We start from the raw sequence: 13,222 nt of genomic DNA, 5'->3' as shown, positions 1-13,222 counted from the left end.
ATTCGCCTGCGAAGGAGATCCCCATCAATCCCATCGTGCCCAGCCCCGACGCCCTGGCCGCCCACCGAGACCGCGCGCAGCAGGACTATGCCGAGCTGGTGAAGCGGGGTCTCTCCCTCGACCTCACGCGCGGGAAGCCGGCCGCGGACCAGCTCGACCTTTCCGGACCGCTGCTCTCCCTGCCGGGCGACACGTACACCGACGCCGATTCCGTGGACACCCGCAACTACGGCGGCCTCCACGGCCTGCGCGAACTGCGGGAGATCTTCAGCGGCCCGCTCCAGGTCCCCGTCGAGCAGCTGGTGGCCGCGGGCAACTCCAGCCTGGAGCTGATGCACGACAGCCTGGTGCACGCGATGCTGAGCGTGATGCCGGGGGCCGCCTCGCGCTGGGTGGACGAGGAGCGCATCGCCTTCCTCTGTCCCGTACCCGGGTACGACCGCCACTTCGGCGTGTGCGAACGCCTCGGTATCGAGATGATCCCGGTCCCGATGACCGACCAGGGCCCGGACATGGACACCGTGGAGCGGCTCGTGGCCGAGGACGCCTCGGTCAAGGGCATCTGGTGCGTCCCGAAGTACAGCAACCCGGACGGGATCAGCTACAGCGACGAGGTCGTCGCCCGGCTCGCCGCCATGCCCACCGCCGCCCCGGACTTCAGGATCTTCTGGGACAACGCCTACGCGGTGCACCACCTGACCGACGAGCGGGTCGAGATCGCCGACCTGCTCGCCGCCTGCGCCGACCAGGGCCACCCCGACCGGGCCTTCGTCTTCGGCTCCACCTCCAAGATCACCTTCGCCGGAAGCGGCGTCGGCTTCTTCGGCGCCTCACCCGACAACGTCACCTGGCTGCTCGGCAACCTCGCCAAGCGCACCATCGGCCCGGACAAGGTCAACCAGCTGCGGCACGCGCTCTTCCTCAAGGACGAGGCGGGCGTACACGCCCACATGGACCTCCACCGCGCCAAGCTGCGCCCGAAGTTCGACGCCGTCCTGCGCCTCCTCGAAGCCGAACTGGGCGGCACCGGCCTCGCCACCTGGACCGAGCCCAAGGGCGGCTACTTCATCACCCTGAAGGTCCTCGACGGCTGCGCCCGCGAGGTGGTGCGCCGGGCCGCCGAGGCGGGCATCGTCCTCACGCCCGCGGGCGCCACCCACCCCCACGGCCAGGACCCGGACGACGCGGTGATCCGGATCGCGCCCAGCTACCCCACCCCCGAGGAGCTGGAGAAGGCCATCGCGGGCGTCACGGCCTGCGTGCGCCTCGTCGGCTACGAGAAGCTGCTGACGGAAACGGCGAGCTGACCACCGGTCAGGCTGCTGCCCCGCGGGGCAGCAGCCTGACCCGCAGGGCTCCCTGAGCCCCTCAGGAGTGTTCCGACCGCTTCTCCTTCTCCCGCTCGACCGCCAGCCGGTCCAGCTCACGCATCGCCTGCGAGTGCGCGCTCATCCGCCGGCTCACGCTGCCGGTCGTGAACAGCGCCGTACCCACGAGCGCCACGGGAATGGACAGCACCAGAGCGGCCAGCGCCTCGGCGGTGCGCGTCCCGACCGTGTCGTCGGTCAGCAGCAGGACCGCGCACCAGCCCCACAGCAGGGTCGCCAGGAGCAGGAGACCGGTTCCCCAGCCACGTATACGGGCGGACCGCTCCCGGAATTCGAGGTCGTACTCTCGTGATCGCATCGGATGAATCTAAGGGCTGCCACGTAACCCGAGCTTCGGCACGCAACCACGCGCCAGGGTTGCGCCGTTCGCGTGGCCTGTTCGGTTTGATCACCAGGTGTCCGATCCGGACCAGGTCTCGGCGGGGGCGGGTCGGCATCTCGACGGCATGGGGATTCACCTGGGGAAAGGGGCAGCGGAGCACCCTTGGTAGGGTGCGCCGATGCCAACGATCAAGCAGATTCAAGTGACTTTCGACTGCGCTGAACCTGCGCGCCTCGCCGCCTTCTGGTGTGAGGTGCTGGGGTACGTCCTGCCGGCGGTCCCGGAGGGATTCGCCACGTGGGAGGAGTACCACCGCTCGCTGCCGCCCGAGGAGCAGGTGGTCTACTTCGCGTGCACCGACCCCTCGGGTGTGGGTCCGCGCGTTCTCTTCCAGCGAGTTCCCGAGGGCAAGGTCGTCAAGAACCGGCTGCATCTCGATGTGCGGGCCGGTATCGGGCTCGTGGGTGAGGAGCGCCTCGCCACACTTGAGGCCGAGTGTGCACGACTGGTCGCGCTCGGCGCGGTACATGTGCGAACGATGCGTGCCGACGGCGAGAACGAGTCCTGCATTGTGATGCAGGACCTTGAGGGCAACGAGTTCTGCCTCGACTGAATTTCTTCCGGGTCTCTTCCGAGACCGTGAGGAAACCGACGGGCGGGGTCAGACGGGCGGCATCAGATCACTCTCGCTGACGGTGTACGTCAGCAGGGGATAGCGGAAGTCGACTTCCGTGTTCTCGCGGCGCCGCAGCCGGTAGAACTCGTGCCTCTGCTCATCGTCGGCCGCCATGAGGCGCGCACCCTGCGGGAGGTACGCCTGGCCGTCGATATACCGGACGAAGGTCTTCGACGTTCGGAACGTGACGCCCAACCACTGGTTGTCCGCCGTTTGAGCGGGCGCGTCCAGAACGATTCTGTGCTTGAGCCGCCGATTCGATTCGACGGAGAACGCGACGATTCCGTGGTGGGCGAGAGGGACCTCGAACGTCCCGCCATTCGCTTCCTTCGACTCGACGATCAGCTTCCTCGGCGGGCCCGCTTCGGGATGCCGGTAGCAGGAGAAGACGGCGATAAACGACTCGTCGGCCAGATCGAGGGCCTGGTCGGAGTGGCTGCCCATGGTTCGGTAGGCGTTCGTGTAGCTCTCGATGAGAGCGTTGTTGAAGCCGACGGGAAGTGCCGCGCGTTCCTGGATCTGCTGCGCCAGCCGTTTATGCACGGCACGGAAACGCTGCGCCGGGCTGCTGTACCGAGTGGTGGTACGCACGAGAGGCACCCCGCCCGCTTCACCGATCCTGGTGAGCGTGGCACCCCTCCGGCCTTTCCCCACGTCTTCCAGGCGAGCCGACGCGGACAGCTCCGCAAAGAGGTTCTCCTGGGCCGGTAGATCGTACGAAAGGATCTCGTCCGAGATCTCAGGCGCGGGGGGCAAGATAGTCTCCCGAGTTCATGCTGAAGAGGAAATCATCGCCGTAGTCGATGAAGGACGAGGTCTTGTTCTCCTCCGCGTACAGCCTGCGCAGCTCGTCCATGCCGTCCGGTGTGGGCGGCCCCAACTTCACCAGGCCTCCGGCCGCTTTGAGGAACGTGTCGCCGTTCTTGTGAACCGCTTCGGCGTCCGAGCAGCGCACCACGTACCCCAGGCGGGTCGGGAGCAATGCGGCGTCCAGGGACGAGGGCCGGATCTCGTGCGTGTACAGGCGGTTGGTGGACAGCGGCATGAAGAACACCGACCCGGGGTGGAGAGTCACGCTGAACCGGGAGGGAAGAGCGGGCCCGCTGCCTTCCCCGGCCGGTTCCTTGAGGCGGAAGTGGAGTCGGGTCAGCCCGCTGACGCCCTTTACGCCGTAGTCGAAGGCGTCGTCGGTCAGGGGCTGTAGCTTGTCGAGCCCCTCATAGAAGGTGCAGAAGGCCATGATGCCGTTGACGGGCATGTCCTTGGTCTTGTCCGCATGGGACGAGATCCTGGCCTTGGACTGCTTGCGCTCAGGTGCGGCAAGGGTGTTGTGGTAGATCTGGGCGAGGACGTGATTGAGCGGTGCCTGGTTCCGGAAGACGGCGGCGGCCTCACGGTTCAGAGCCTCGACGATGTGTGTGTCGGTCGGGCGGAATGTCTCGGTCGGCCCCGAGAAATTCGTCGAACACCGGAGCAGGCGGAAATGCAGTTCGTCACCGTCCCGCGTGACGGGCGTCAGATAGATTCCGCTGCGATGAGCTGTTCCCGGCTTGGTGGACTCCGTCAGGGACTGGAACGCGTGCTCCGCACGAATCCGTCCGAAGTGATCGGCATCCAGCTCGAAGAAGCCGCGGTAGTACACGCCCACACCGTGTACGTGGAGAGGGAGTTGGCCGAGGCCGACGAGGGCCCACGGTTCTGCGATTCCCTCGGGATCGACCTGTGACAGCTCCCGGATGACGCATACCCGGGCAGCCGAACGCAGTTGGCGTTCGCTGATCCCGGATATGTCGCCACACAGGTAGACGGTCTTCTGCGCGAGGTCGGGCGAACCGGAAGCCAGATCCTGCGGCGTGACCGTGGACCCGAAGAAGTCCCTGATCACGTCTTTGTCTTGCAGCATCGACGGCGCGACCAGGATGTTGCCCGCATCCTCGATGCGGGCTTCTTCCGGCTCTGTCATGTGCATCGGACGGTGCCCTGCCCTTCGCAGATCCCGGGCTCGGAACGCCCTCTCGACGGTCACCGGACGTGGTGCGTCAGCGCAGCCCGTCCACGAACGCCTGCCAGGCGGGGGCCCCGAGGACGATGGCGGGACCGGCAGGGTTCTTGCTGTCGCGGACGGGGACGGAGCCGCAGGGGGAGGCGGCGGCGACCTCGACGCACTCGCCGCCGGTGCTCCCGCTGTACGAGGCCGTACGCCAGGCGGCCCCGCCGGTCACGGTGCACTCGACGCAGTCGCCGCCGGTGCTCCCGCTGTAACTGGACGTGCGCCACTCCGCGTTCGTCAGGTCAGGGCCGGTCTCCATAACGCTCCTCCATCACGCGGCTGATCCGCGCCACCGATTCCTCGACGGAGAGTGCGGTGGCCTGGAGGTGAGCGTATCGGAGCGAAGCCTCCCTGATGGTTTCGGGGTTGGCCGTCATATGGCCGGAGATGCGGTCCTCGGTGTAGATGACATCCGGGTCGTCGTCGAAGCGCAGGAGGTTGAACGAGCCATCCAGGCTCGCGTGTTCGCCCGCCTCGAACGGCAGCACCTGAATCCGCATCCAACGGTGCGCCGAGCAGTCCAACAATCTCTGGAGTTGGGCCCGCATCACCTCATGGCCGCCGATTGGCCGACAGAGCACCGCCTCGTCCAGGATCGCCCAGGCCAGCGGCGCCTTCTCCCGCTCCAGGATGCGCTGGCGTTCCATCCGGGCCGCGACGAGCGCCTCCAGGTCGTTCGGCATGCCGGTGGCCAGCACCGCCCGCGCGTACTCCTCCGTCTGCAACAGCCCGTACACCACCTGCGCCTGGTACGTGGAGATGTACGCGGCCTTGGCCTCCATGTCCGCGTACGGCTGGAACCACGTCGGCAGCTGGCTCCGCAGCACCAGGCCCACCAGGCGGGAGAACACCCCGTCCGTGCCCAGCGCCGCGTCCACGCGCTCCGAGAAGTCGCGGGTGGGGATCTTCTTCGTCGTCTCGATCTGGCCGATCAGCGAGCCCGTGCAGAAGATGATGGTGCCCAACTGCGGCTGTGTCAGGCCGTGGGCCTCGCGCTGGCGGCGTAACTCGGAGCCGTAGTAGGCGAGTGGGGAGGCGTCGGGATCGAGGGTCTGGATGTTGGCCACGGCGCGGACCTCCGGTGTGCAACGCCTCGCGGCGTTCGTTTCCGTACGTAGCCGAGCGTAGCCACCGCATCGCAGCCTGGTGACATGAATCACGTACTCATCCCCCGGAGGGGCCCCGGGGAGCCCGTCTACCGCGCCGACTTCGCCCTGGGCGAGCACTCCGCCCGGCATCTGCGCCGCGTCCTGCGGCTCTACCTCGTCGCCTGGGAGCTGCCGTATCTGGCCGACGCGGCGGAACTGGCGCTCACCGAGCTGGTCTCCAACGTCGTGCGGCATGTGCCCGACCGGCGCGGCCAGACCTTCATCTACCGGCTGCCACGCCACGAGGGCGTACGCGTGGAGGTGGTGGACAGCAGTCCGGTCGTGCCCCTCGCCATCAAGGGCGACCCGCTGGACGACGGGGGGCGGGGGCTGATCCTGGTCAACGCCGTGACCGACGACTGGGGCATCGAGAAGCGGTGGGACGGCAGCGGGAAGACCGTCTGGTTCGAGTGCCTGACGCCGCCGGAGGAGGGCGGCAGCCGGTTCCGGACCGTGGGGCCGTGAGGCCGGAACCGGCTGCCGCGAAAGCCTTGGCGCCTGGTGCCGCGAAAGCCCCGCCCCCGTCCCCGCCCCGCGTCGGGCGAAGCGACGCGGGGCGGGGTGCGGAGTGCGGGGCCAGTGGTCAGCTGATGGACTTGATGCCGTGCCAGCCGCTGCTGCCGACCTGCGTGCTCGGGCCGTCGACCGGGCCGTTCGCCGAGGTGGCGCCCTTGTAGAACTTCAGGGTGCGGTCGCCCGCCGTGGCCCACATGTCTGCCACGCCGTCGCCGTTGGCGTCGGAAGCCCCGGCGATCAGGGGGCGGTTGGTGACGGTGTACGACTTCCCGTACTGGGTCCGGCCGCTGAACGTGCCGTCGGTCCGGCCGCGGTAGAGCCACAGGACGCCGTCGCGGGTGTCCCGGGCGAGCAGGTCCACCAGGCCGTCCCGGTCGGCGTCGCCCGGTGCGGTCACGCTCATGACGTCCCAGCCGCCGGTGCCGATGAGCACGGGCGCTGCGACGGACGGGGTGGGGGCGGACTTGCCCTTGTACAGGTACAGCTTGTTGCTGTGCTGGACGACGAGGTCGGGGTGACCGTCCCGGTTGACGTCCCCGGCGCCCACGACCTGGGCGTCGGTGGGCAGGCCGGTGCCGATCCTGATCGGGGAGCCGAGCGTGCCGTTACCGCGGTTGGGGTAGACGCGCAGTTCGCTGCCGACGCGGGCGACGACGTCCTCCATGGCGTCCCCGGTCCAGTCGCCGCGGTGCGTCACGGACGCACCCGTCCAGCCGCCGGTACCGATGAGGGTGTGGTTGTCGATCGCGCCCGTGCCCCTGCCGGCGTACAGGCGGAGCTTGCCCGTGTCGTCGACCGCGACGAGGTCGGGCTTGTTGTCGCCCGTCATGTCGCCCGGGGCGGCGAACGCGGTGCCGGTGATCCAGGACCGTACGTCGTCCACGCGGGTCGCGACGGCGCCCGTACGGGTCTCCGTGTCCGGCATGCCGAAGCAGCCGCCCATCCAGGACCTGCTGGCGACGGCGACCAGTTCCTGCTTGCCGCCCGTCTCGCGCAGCACCGGGCCGCCGGAGTCCCCGTGGCAGATGACGGCGTCGCCGACGGCCGTCAGGGCGATGTCCGCCGAGGCGTCGCCGTTCGCGGTGAACGAGCCGGTGTGCAGCCGGTCGGGCACCCAGGTCGTCTTCGTCCGTCCGAATCCGGCTGCCTTCACGGTCTCGTCGGCCGCCGTGGGGGTGGCCGCCAGGGCCACCGGCTTCACGGTGGCGACGCCGACGTTCAGCTTCACCATGACCAGGTCCCGGTCCGGGTGCGGGACCAGCTCGATCGCGGTACGGACGGCCCCGCCCGTGGTCTGGGACAGATCGGTGCGGCCGACCGTGACGGTGGTCGTGGCCTTGGGCTTGCCGGGCTGGACGACGCCCGTCGCGTCCGCGAAGCAGCTCGCGGCCGAGAGGACCCACCGAGGGTCCACGAGCGTTCCGGTGCAGGAGCGGTCGGACTCACCGATGACGATCCTCGCGCTGTGGCCGAAGGAGGCGGCGTCGGCCGGGGCCCCCTGCAAGGCCATGGCGGGCGAGGTGACAAGGCCTCCCGCCATGGTCGCGGCGACGGCGACGCCGCTGATCCAGAATCTGTGCCTGTGCGTTCGAGACATGCTGTGTTCCCCCACTGATGTTCGTCGTCTGTAGGCTGAAAAGCCCGCAAGTTACGGGATTCAAGCACGACTTGATCATCAGTGATACGCCTGGATCGGGCACAAGGCGCATACTTCACCGGAGGTTCTGTGGAGTATGTCACTACAACCATTGCCCCTCCGCGAGGACGCGGAAGGGGCCGAGGGGCGGCAGCCGGTCAGGACAGTTCGGCCAGAACCGCGTCCGTGAACGGCGTCCAGGCCTCCGCGGCCCACGGCCCGAAGGCGCGGTCCGCCAGCGCGACACAGGCGGCCCCCGCCACCGGGTCGATCCACAGGAACGTACCCGACTGGCCGAAGTGGCCGAAGGTCGCCGGGGAGGACGTGTTGCCCGTCCAGTGCGGGGACTTGGAGTCCCGGATCTCGAAGCCGAGGCCCCAGTCGTTCGGGTTCTGGTGGCCGTAGCCCGGCAGGACGCCCTTGAGGCCCGGGTGGACGACGCTCTGGGCCGCCAGGACCGTACGCGGGTCGAGGAGGCGGGGCGCCTGTACCTCGGCGGCGAAGCGGACCAGGTCGTCGACGGTGGAGACGCCGTCGCGGGCGGGCGAGCCGTTCAGCGCGGTCGACGTCATGGCCAGCGGCTCCAGGACCGCCTGGCGCAGGTACTCCGCGAACGGGATGCCGGACGCCTTGGCGATGTGGTCGCCCAGCACCTCGAAGCCCGCGTTGGAGTAGAGGCGGCGCTCGCCGGGAGGGGCCGTCACCCGGTGCTCGTCGAAGGCCAGCCCGCTGGTGTGCGCGAGCAGGTGGCGCACCGTGGAGCCCTCGGGCCCGGCCGGCTCGTCCAGCTCGATAGCGCCCTCCTCGTACGCCACCAGCGCCGCGTAGGCCGCGAGCGGCTTGGTGACCGAGGCGAGGGGGAAGCGGTGGGCGGTCGGCCCGTGCGTACCGAGAACGGTGCCGTCCGCCCGTACGACGGCGGCAGCCGCAGTCGGGACCGGCCAGGTGTCGATGATCCGCAGGCTCTCCATGGACCCGAGCCTAACGTTCACAGGCGGAGCCTCATCGCCGGGTCCGGAGTGCGGGCGAAGCCGAGCGAGGCGTACAGCGGCTCGGCCTCGACCGATGCGCGCAGGTCGACCTGTGGCACCCCGCGCTCGCGGAACCAGCCGAGCAGCGCCTCCGTACAGGCGCGGGCGTGGCCCCGGCGGCGCTGGTCGGGGTCGGTGGCCACGCTGAAGACGTAACCGGTGGTGCCGCCGGGGTTGCCGGGGCCGCCGAGCCGGTACTCGATCGTCCCGACGGCGCAGGCCGCCAGGCCCGTACCCGCCGGGCTGTCCACGACGAACGCGGTGAGGTCGCCGTCGGGGTCGTTCAGCTTGCCGCGCAGCGTCTCCACGGCGACCGGCCGCCAGGTGGTGTCCGGGTTCGCCCCAGGGCGCTTCGGGAGTGAGTCGAGCATGACCGTGCGCAGGCGGACCAGCTCCTCGGCGTCCTCGGCGGTGGCGCGGCGTGCGGGGTTCGGGCGTGTGGTGCTCATGAGCGGGGAGGTTAGTCGCCCCGCCCGGGAAACTCCTCCCGTTTCCGCTTGCTTCGAGTGCGCTCCAGGGATCTAGCGTGGAGGCCATGACGGTGATCGACGGAACTCCCGTAAGCAATCCCGCGACCAGCACACAGTCACAGCCTCAGCCGGAGCCCTCCGCAGGGGGCAACGCCTGCACCGCCCCTCCCAAGGCCCACCCCCGCCCCTCGGGGCAGGACAGCTACACGATCAGCGAGGTCGCCGCCTTCACCGGGCTCACCGCGCACACCCTGCGCTGGTACGAACGCATCGGGCTGATGCCGCACGTCGACCGTTCGCACACCGGGCAGCGCCGGTTCAGCAACCGCGACCTCGACTGGCTGGCCCTCGTCGGCAAGCTGCGGCTGACCGGGATGCCCGTCGCCGACATGGTGCGCTACGCGGAGCTGGTGCGCGCCGGTGAGTCCACCTTCGAGGAGCGGCAGGAGCTGCTGGAGGCCACCCGCCGCGATGTGATCGCGCGGATCGCGGAGCTCCACGACACCCTCGCCGTCCTCGACTACAAGATTGATTTCTACGGTGGCGCCCGCCGGGCGCCGGAAAGGCACACCGCCTGATGACTGTCGACAGAATCCCCACCGTGGAGCTGGGCAACGGCGGACCGCGGATCGGCGTCCAGGGCCTCGGCTGCATGGGCATCAGCGAGTTCTACGGAGACACCGACGAGCTGTCCGCCCGGGACACCCTGGATGCCGCGCTGGAAGCGGGCGTCACGCTCCTCGACACCGCCGACGCCTACGGGCGCGGCGCCAACGAGGAGTTCCTCGCCCCGTTCGTCGGTGCCCACCGGGACGAGATCACCCTCGCCACCAAGTTCGCCATCGAGCGGACGGACGACCCGCACCACCGGGGCGTACGCAATGACCCCGCGTACATCCGCACCGCCGTCGAGGCGAGCCTGCGCAGGCTGAGGACCGACGTGATCGACCTCTACTACATGCACCGCCGCGACCCCGCCGTCCCGCTCGCCGAATCGGTCGGCGCGCTGGCGGAACTGGTCCAGCAGGGCAAGGTCAAGCAGCTGGGACTGAGCGAGGTGACCGGAGCCGAGCTGCGCGAGGCGCACGCCGTGCACCCGATCGCCGCCCTCCAGTCGGAGTGGTCCCTCTTCAGCCGCGACGTGGAGAGGAGCGCCGTCGGCGCGGCCGCCGAGCTGGGCGTGACCCTCGTGCCGTACTCGCCGCTCGGCCGGGGCTTCCTCACCGGCTCCTTCACCGACGCGGGCAAGGACCTGTCGGAGGGCGACTTCCGCAAGCACCAGCCCCGCTTCAGCGGTGACAACGCCCGTAGGAACGCCGCCCTGCTGGAGCCCGTCCACAAGACCGCCGCCGCGCACGGGGTGACCGCCGCGCAGGTGGCCCTGGCCTGGGTGCAGCAGCGGGCGCGGGTGCACGGGCTGACCGTGGTGCCGATCCCCGGCACCCGCAGGCGCGGCCGCCTGCTGGAGAACGTGGCGGCGACCCGGCTGACCCTGACGGCCGACGAGCTGGCCCTGCTGGAGCCGATCGCCGGGCAGGTGGCGGGGGACCGGTACCCGGACATGAGCAGTACCTCTGAGGCGCGGGAGTAGCCGGGAGGCGTTTCGAGGCGATCGCGTGGTTCATGCGGTCCATGGCGACCACGCGGCATCGCCCCCTCACGCCAGCCCCAGCGCGAACACCGCGAACCCCGCCGCGAGCAGCCCCGCCAGCGTGCGGCGGGCGTTCGCCGCGCGGGTGCCCGCCTTCCACGGGGCGTCGAAGCGGCGCGCGTACCGGGCGATCAGCACCAGCAGCCCCGCGAACACCGGCAGCCAGGCGATCCGGGCCAGAATCCAGCCGACCGTGTCCGGCCCGGTCGTCAGCCCCGCCACCGCCGCCGTACCGTCGCCCAGCAGCGAGGCCGGTACGGCGGCCGCCAGCATCGCGCTCTGGTGCCAGCACAGGATCGTCATCGCCGACAGGTTGATCACCACGACCGGAGCCCACAGCAGCGGCCTGCGCAGCAACCGCCCGATCCGGTCGCGCAGCAGGATCGCCGCCCCGCTCTGCGCCGCCGCCAGCGCCACCACCAGCAGCGACGGCGGATGCGAGTTGGTCCGCGCCTCGCCCGGCACGCCGACCATCGACGGCGGGTAGTGGAAGGCCAGCAGCAGTACGGCGAAGAGGGCCCCGCCCCCGACGAGCAGCAGCCGCGCACCCCGCTTCCCGATCCGCCCCTCGCCCCACGAGACACCGAGCTGATACGCGAAGAGCCAGCCGGGCAGGACGTTCAGCACGCTCAGCCAGGACGGCACCGCCTCCGCGAAGGGCCCGTAGCGCAGGAAGTCCACCACCGCGACCGATACCACCAGCGGCAGCGCCGCCCATCCGCCGAGCCGTCGCGCCAGCCGTACGCAGACCGGGGTCAGGGCCGTGACCACGGTGTACACGCCGACGAACCAGAGCGGCTGGATCACCAGCGTCGACGCCGTACGCAGGGTGTCCCCGGGCACCCCCAGCGCCGACAGCACCGCGAGCAGCACCGCCCACACGGCCGCCACCCCCAGCACCGGCCTGCCGAGCCGGACCAGCCGGCCGCGCAGCCAGACGGCCGTGGTCGACGTCCGGCGGCGGTAGGAGAGGACCGAGGCGTACCCGCCGACCAGGAAGAAGATCCCCAGCATCTGGAGCACCCAGCTGAGCGGGGCGAGGGCGCCGAACGCCGAGAGCGGGCTCGCGTTGTGCAGGCCGTCCGCGTCGAGCCGGAAGCCGCCCAGCATCCAGTGCCCGAGCGGTACGGCGAGCAGCGCCAGGGCCCGCAGGCCGTCGACGGCCCGGTCCCGGTGGGCGGGGGTGGCGGTGTCGATACGGGCGGCGAGCCGGTGCGTCTTCGTGAGCATCGCGTTCATCGGGCCGCACCTTCCACAGCCGTCCCCCGTGCGATCGCCGCGAAGGCGCGCAGCGAGTCCGTGCCGGGTTCGAAATAGCCGCTGTGGCCCCGGGCGTCGTCGGCCGGGACCCGGCGGGCCCCGAACGCCGGGTCCGTCGGGTCGGTGCCGTGGCCCAACCCCGCGAACCGCACGCTCGGCACGTCGTCGATCCAGTCGGTCGGGTCCTTCGCCGCCCACACCCGGGCCTTCGTCCGCAGCGCGTCCACGTGGTCCGCCCGCATGCCGGGGGAGCCGAGGACCACCACGTCGGTGGCGGGTAGACGGGGTGCGGCGAGGCCGCAGACGACGGAGCCGTAGCTGTGGCAGAAGACGGCGGGCTCGGGCAGCCCGTCGGCGGTCAGCCCCTTCGCGAACCGGGTCAGCCGCCCGGCGCCCGCCTCGGCGAGCCGCCCGGTCGCGGCGTCGATGCCGAAGCCGACGGGGGTGGTGTACCCGGCCCAGGCGATGACGGCGGTCCGGGCGCCGGCCGCCTTCTGCAGGGTCCTGGCCATACCGGGCGGGGCCCCGTGGGCGGCGGCCTTCCGGTCGAAGGTCCCGGCGTCGTTGTCGGAGCCCGGCACCACCACGGAGACCCGGTGCGCCGAGCGCAGGTCCCCGAAGACCTCGGCGACCTGGCCGCGCCCGCGCGGATCGAACGCCAGGATCTGCCGGCCGGGGGCGGCGAGCGAGCGGTAGCGGGGGTCGTCGTCCGCGGAGAGGACGAGGGCGTTGGCGCGGTAACGCAGCTCAAGCGGCGCGCCGTCGAGGTTGCCCACGACGGACGGGTGGCGCAGGAGCAGGAGTTGCTGCTGCTCGTCGCTCAACCCGGCGAAGAAGGCCGCCACTTCGGCGGGCGTGGACCGCTCGGGGTCGGGCAGCTCCACTCCCGGCGCCCGGTCCGCCCGCCACTGCGCACTGCCCGGGGGCGGCCCGGTCAGCGCCTGCTGCGCGTCCCCCGAAACCCATCCCGCGGTACCCGTCACCGCGCTGGTAGCCAGTGCGAGCGCGACCAGGGTCCTCGCGTATCGGCGCATCGTGCCTGCCCTCCTTGTCCCCTCCGCGCCGGTCGGTGCG

The 13,222-nt window shown here is 70.6% G+C and carries 15 protein-coding genes; 5 read left to right on the top strand and 10 right to left on the bottom strand.

The genetic code is table 11. The features are described 5' to 3' along the window. The first annotated feature begins 35 nt into the window (after nt 1–35). Nucleotides 36–1,307, top strand: a complete 1,272-nt coding sequence (locus CIB93_RS01330; protein ID WP_096623151.1) for an aminotransferase class I/II-fold pyridoxal phosphate-dependent enzyme — start codon at nt 36–38, stop codon at nt 1,305–1,307. A gap of 61 nt (nt 1,308–1,368) precedes the next feature. Here CIB93_RS01330 and CIB93_RS01325 read toward each other — a convergent pair whose 3' ends face one another. Further along, entirely contained in the window at nt 1,369–1,686 is a 318-nt protein-coding gene (locus CIB93_RS01325; protein WP_096623149.1) for a hypothetical protein, read from the bottom strand. Between the two features lie 202 nt (nt 1,687–1,888). Here CIB93_RS01325 and CIB93_RS01320 point away from each other — a divergent pair, with 202 nt between their 5' ends. Continuing rightward, nucleotides 1,889–2,323 carry a VOC family protein gene (locus CIB93_RS01320; protein WP_096623147.1) on the top strand — a complete coding sequence of 145 codons (435 nt, stop codon included), beginning with the start codon at nt 1,889–1,891 and terminating at the stop codon, nt 2,321–2,323. 48 nt (nt 2,324–2,371) lie between these two features. Here CIB93_RS01320 and CIB93_RS01315 read toward each other — a convergent pair whose 3' ends face one another. The 4 genes from CIB93_RS01315 to CIB93_RS01300 form a co-directional block, all read right to left on the bottom strand. Continuing rightward, nucleotides 2,372–3,142 carry a hypothetical protein gene (locus tag CIB93_RS01315; RefSeq protein ID WP_096623145.1) on the bottom strand — a complete coding sequence of 257 codons (771 nt, stop codon included), beginning with the start codon at nt 3,140–3,142 and terminating at the stop codon, nt 2,372–2,374. Further along, nucleotides 3,126–4,355, bottom strand: a complete 1,230-nt coding sequence (locus CIB93_RS01310; protein WP_096623143.1) for a hypothetical protein — start codon at nt 4,353–4,355, stop codon at nt 3,126–3,128. The genes CIB93_RS01315 and CIB93_RS01310 overlap by 17 nt, the downstream gene beginning before the upstream one ends. Before the next feature lie 70 nt (nt 4,356–4,425). Beyond that, nucleotides 4,426–4,695, bottom strand: coding sequence for a DUF397 domain-containing protein (locus tag CIB93_RS01305; protein WP_096623141.1), 270 nt, complete (start codon nt 4,693–4,695; stop codon nt 4,426–4,428). Next, a complete protein-coding gene (locus tag CIB93_RS01300; protein ID WP_096623139.1) occupies nt 4,679–5,503 on the bottom strand; it encodes a helix-turn-helix transcriptional regulator in 825 nt (274 codons plus the stop codon). The genes CIB93_RS01305 and CIB93_RS01300 overlap by 17 nt, the downstream gene beginning before the upstream one ends. A gap of 84 nt (nt 5,504–5,587) precedes the next feature. Between CIB93_RS01300 and CIB93_RS01295 the strand changes: the two genes are divergently transcribed. Continuing rightward, nucleotides 5,588–6,049 (top strand): ATP-binding protein, encoded by a 462-nt coding sequence (locus tag CIB93_RS01295; protein ID WP_096623137.1) that lies wholly within the window; start codon nt 5,588–5,590, stop codon nt 6,047–6,049. Nucleotides 6,050–6,167: 118 nt separating this feature from the next. Here CIB93_RS01295 and CIB93_RS01290 read toward each other — a convergent pair whose 3' ends face one another. From CIB93_RS01290 to CIB93_RS01280, 3 genes are all read right to left on the bottom strand, one after another. Continuing rightward, nucleotides 6,168–7,697: an FG-GAP-like repeat-containing protein gene (locus CIB93_RS01290; protein WP_096623135.1), complete on the bottom strand. Its 1,530-nt coding sequence runs from the start codon at nt 7,695–7,697 to the stop codon at nt 6,168–6,170. Between the two features lie 197 nt (nt 7,698–7,894). Next, entirely contained in the window at nt 7,895–8,707 is an 813-nt protein-coding gene (locus tag CIB93_RS01285; RefSeq protein WP_096623133.1) for a serine hydrolase, read from the bottom strand. A gap of 17 nt (nt 8,708–8,724) precedes the next feature. Continuing rightward, complete coding sequence (locus CIB93_RS01280; protein WP_096623131.1) at nt 8,725–9,216, bottom strand: GNAT family N-acetyltransferase; 492 nt, start codon at nt 9,214–9,216, stop codon at nt 8,725–8,727. A gap of 86 nt (nt 9,217–9,302) precedes the next feature. Here CIB93_RS01280 and CIB93_RS01275 point away from each other — a divergent pair, with 86 nt between their 5' ends. Together CIB93_RS01275 and CIB93_RS01270 are read left to right on the top strand one after the other, a co-directional pair. Continuing rightward, on the top strand, nt 9,303–9,815 hold the full coding sequence (locus CIB93_RS01275) for a MerR family transcriptional regulator (RefSeq protein WP_096623391.1): 513 nt from the start codon (nt 9,303–9,305) through the stop codon (nt 9,813–9,815). Next, nucleotides 9,815–10,828: an aldo/keto reductase gene (locus CIB93_RS01270; RefSeq protein ID WP_096623129.1), complete on the top strand. Its 1,014-nt coding sequence runs from the start codon at nt 9,815–9,817 to the stop codon at nt 10,826–10,828. Before CIB93_RS01275 ends, CIB93_RS01270 begins: the two co-directional genes overlap by 1 nt. Nucleotides 10,829–10,894: 66 nt before the next feature. Here CIB93_RS01270 and CIB93_RS01265 read toward each other — a convergent pair whose 3' ends face one another. After that, nucleotides 10,895–12,127: an acyltransferase gene (locus CIB93_RS01265; RefSeq protein ID WP_096623127.1), complete on the bottom strand. Its 1,233-nt coding sequence runs from the start codon at nt 12,125–12,127 to the stop codon at nt 10,895–10,897. Next, the gene (locus CIB93_RS01260) at nt 12,124–13,182 is read right to left on the bottom strand and encodes an alpha/beta hydrolase (protein WP_096623125.1); all 1,059 of its coding nucleotides are present in this window, start codon (nt 13,180–13,182) and stop codon (nt 12,124–12,126) included. Before CIB93_RS01260 ends, CIB93_RS01265 begins: the two co-directional genes overlap by 4 nt. Between the last annotated feature and the right edge of the window lie 40 nt (nt 13,183–13,222).

It is taken from the genome of Streptomyces sp. WZ.A104 (assembly GCF_002382885.1).
Lineage (GTDB): Bacteria > Actinomycetota > Actinomycetes > Streptomycetales > Streptomycetaceae > Streptomyces.
The sequence above is the reverse complement of the archived record's forward strand: the minus strand, read 5'-3'. Positions and strand labels throughout refer to the sequence as shown.

Coding starts and splice junctions, on each gene's coding strand:
- CIB93_RS01295 (WP_096623137.1), top strand. CDS start 5,588: ATGAATCACGTACTCATCCCCCGGAGGGGCCCCGGGGAGCCCGTCTAC.
- CIB93_RS01265 (WP_096623127.1), bottom strand. CDS start 12,127: ATGAACGCGATGCTCACGAAGACGCACCGGCTCGCCGCCCGTATCGAC.
- CIB93_RS01290 (WP_096623135.1), bottom strand. CDS start 7,697: ATGTCTCGAACGCACAGGCACAGATTCTGGATCAGCGGCGTCGCCGTC.
- CIB93_RS01325 (WP_096623149.1), bottom strand. CDS start 1,686: ATGCGATCACGAGAGTACGACCTCGAATTCCGGGAGCGGTCCGCCCGT.
- CIB93_RS01305 (WP_096623141.1), bottom strand. CDS start 4,695: ATGGAGACCGGCCCTGACCTGACGAACGCGGAGTGGCGCACGTCCAGT.
- CIB93_RS01260 (WP_096623125.1), bottom strand. CDS start 13,182: ATGCGCCGATACGCGAGGACCCTGGTCGCGCTCGCACTGGCTACCAGC.
- CIB93_RS01320 (WP_096623147.1), top strand. CDS start 1,889: ATGCCAACGATCAAGCAGATTCAAGTGACTTTCGACTGCGCTGAACCT.
- CIB93_RS01270 (WP_096623129.1), top strand. CDS start 9,815: ATGACTGTCGACAGAATCCCCACCGTGGAGCTGGGCAACGGCGGACCG.
- CIB93_RS01310 (WP_096623143.1), bottom strand. CDS start 4,355: ATGCACATGACAGAGCCGGAAGAAGCCCGCATCGAGGATGCGGGCAAC.
- CIB93_RS01285 (WP_096623133.1), bottom strand. CDS start 8,707: ATGGAGAGCCTGCGGATCATCGACACCTGGCCGGTCCCGACTGCGGCT.
- CIB93_RS01280 (WP_096623131.1), bottom strand. CDS start 9,216: ATGAGCACCACACGCCCGAACCCCGCACGCCGCGCCACCGCCGAGGAC.
- CIB93_RS01275 (WP_096623391.1), top strand. CDS start 9,303: ATGACGGTGATCGACGGAACTCCCGTAAGCAATCCCGCGACCAGCACA.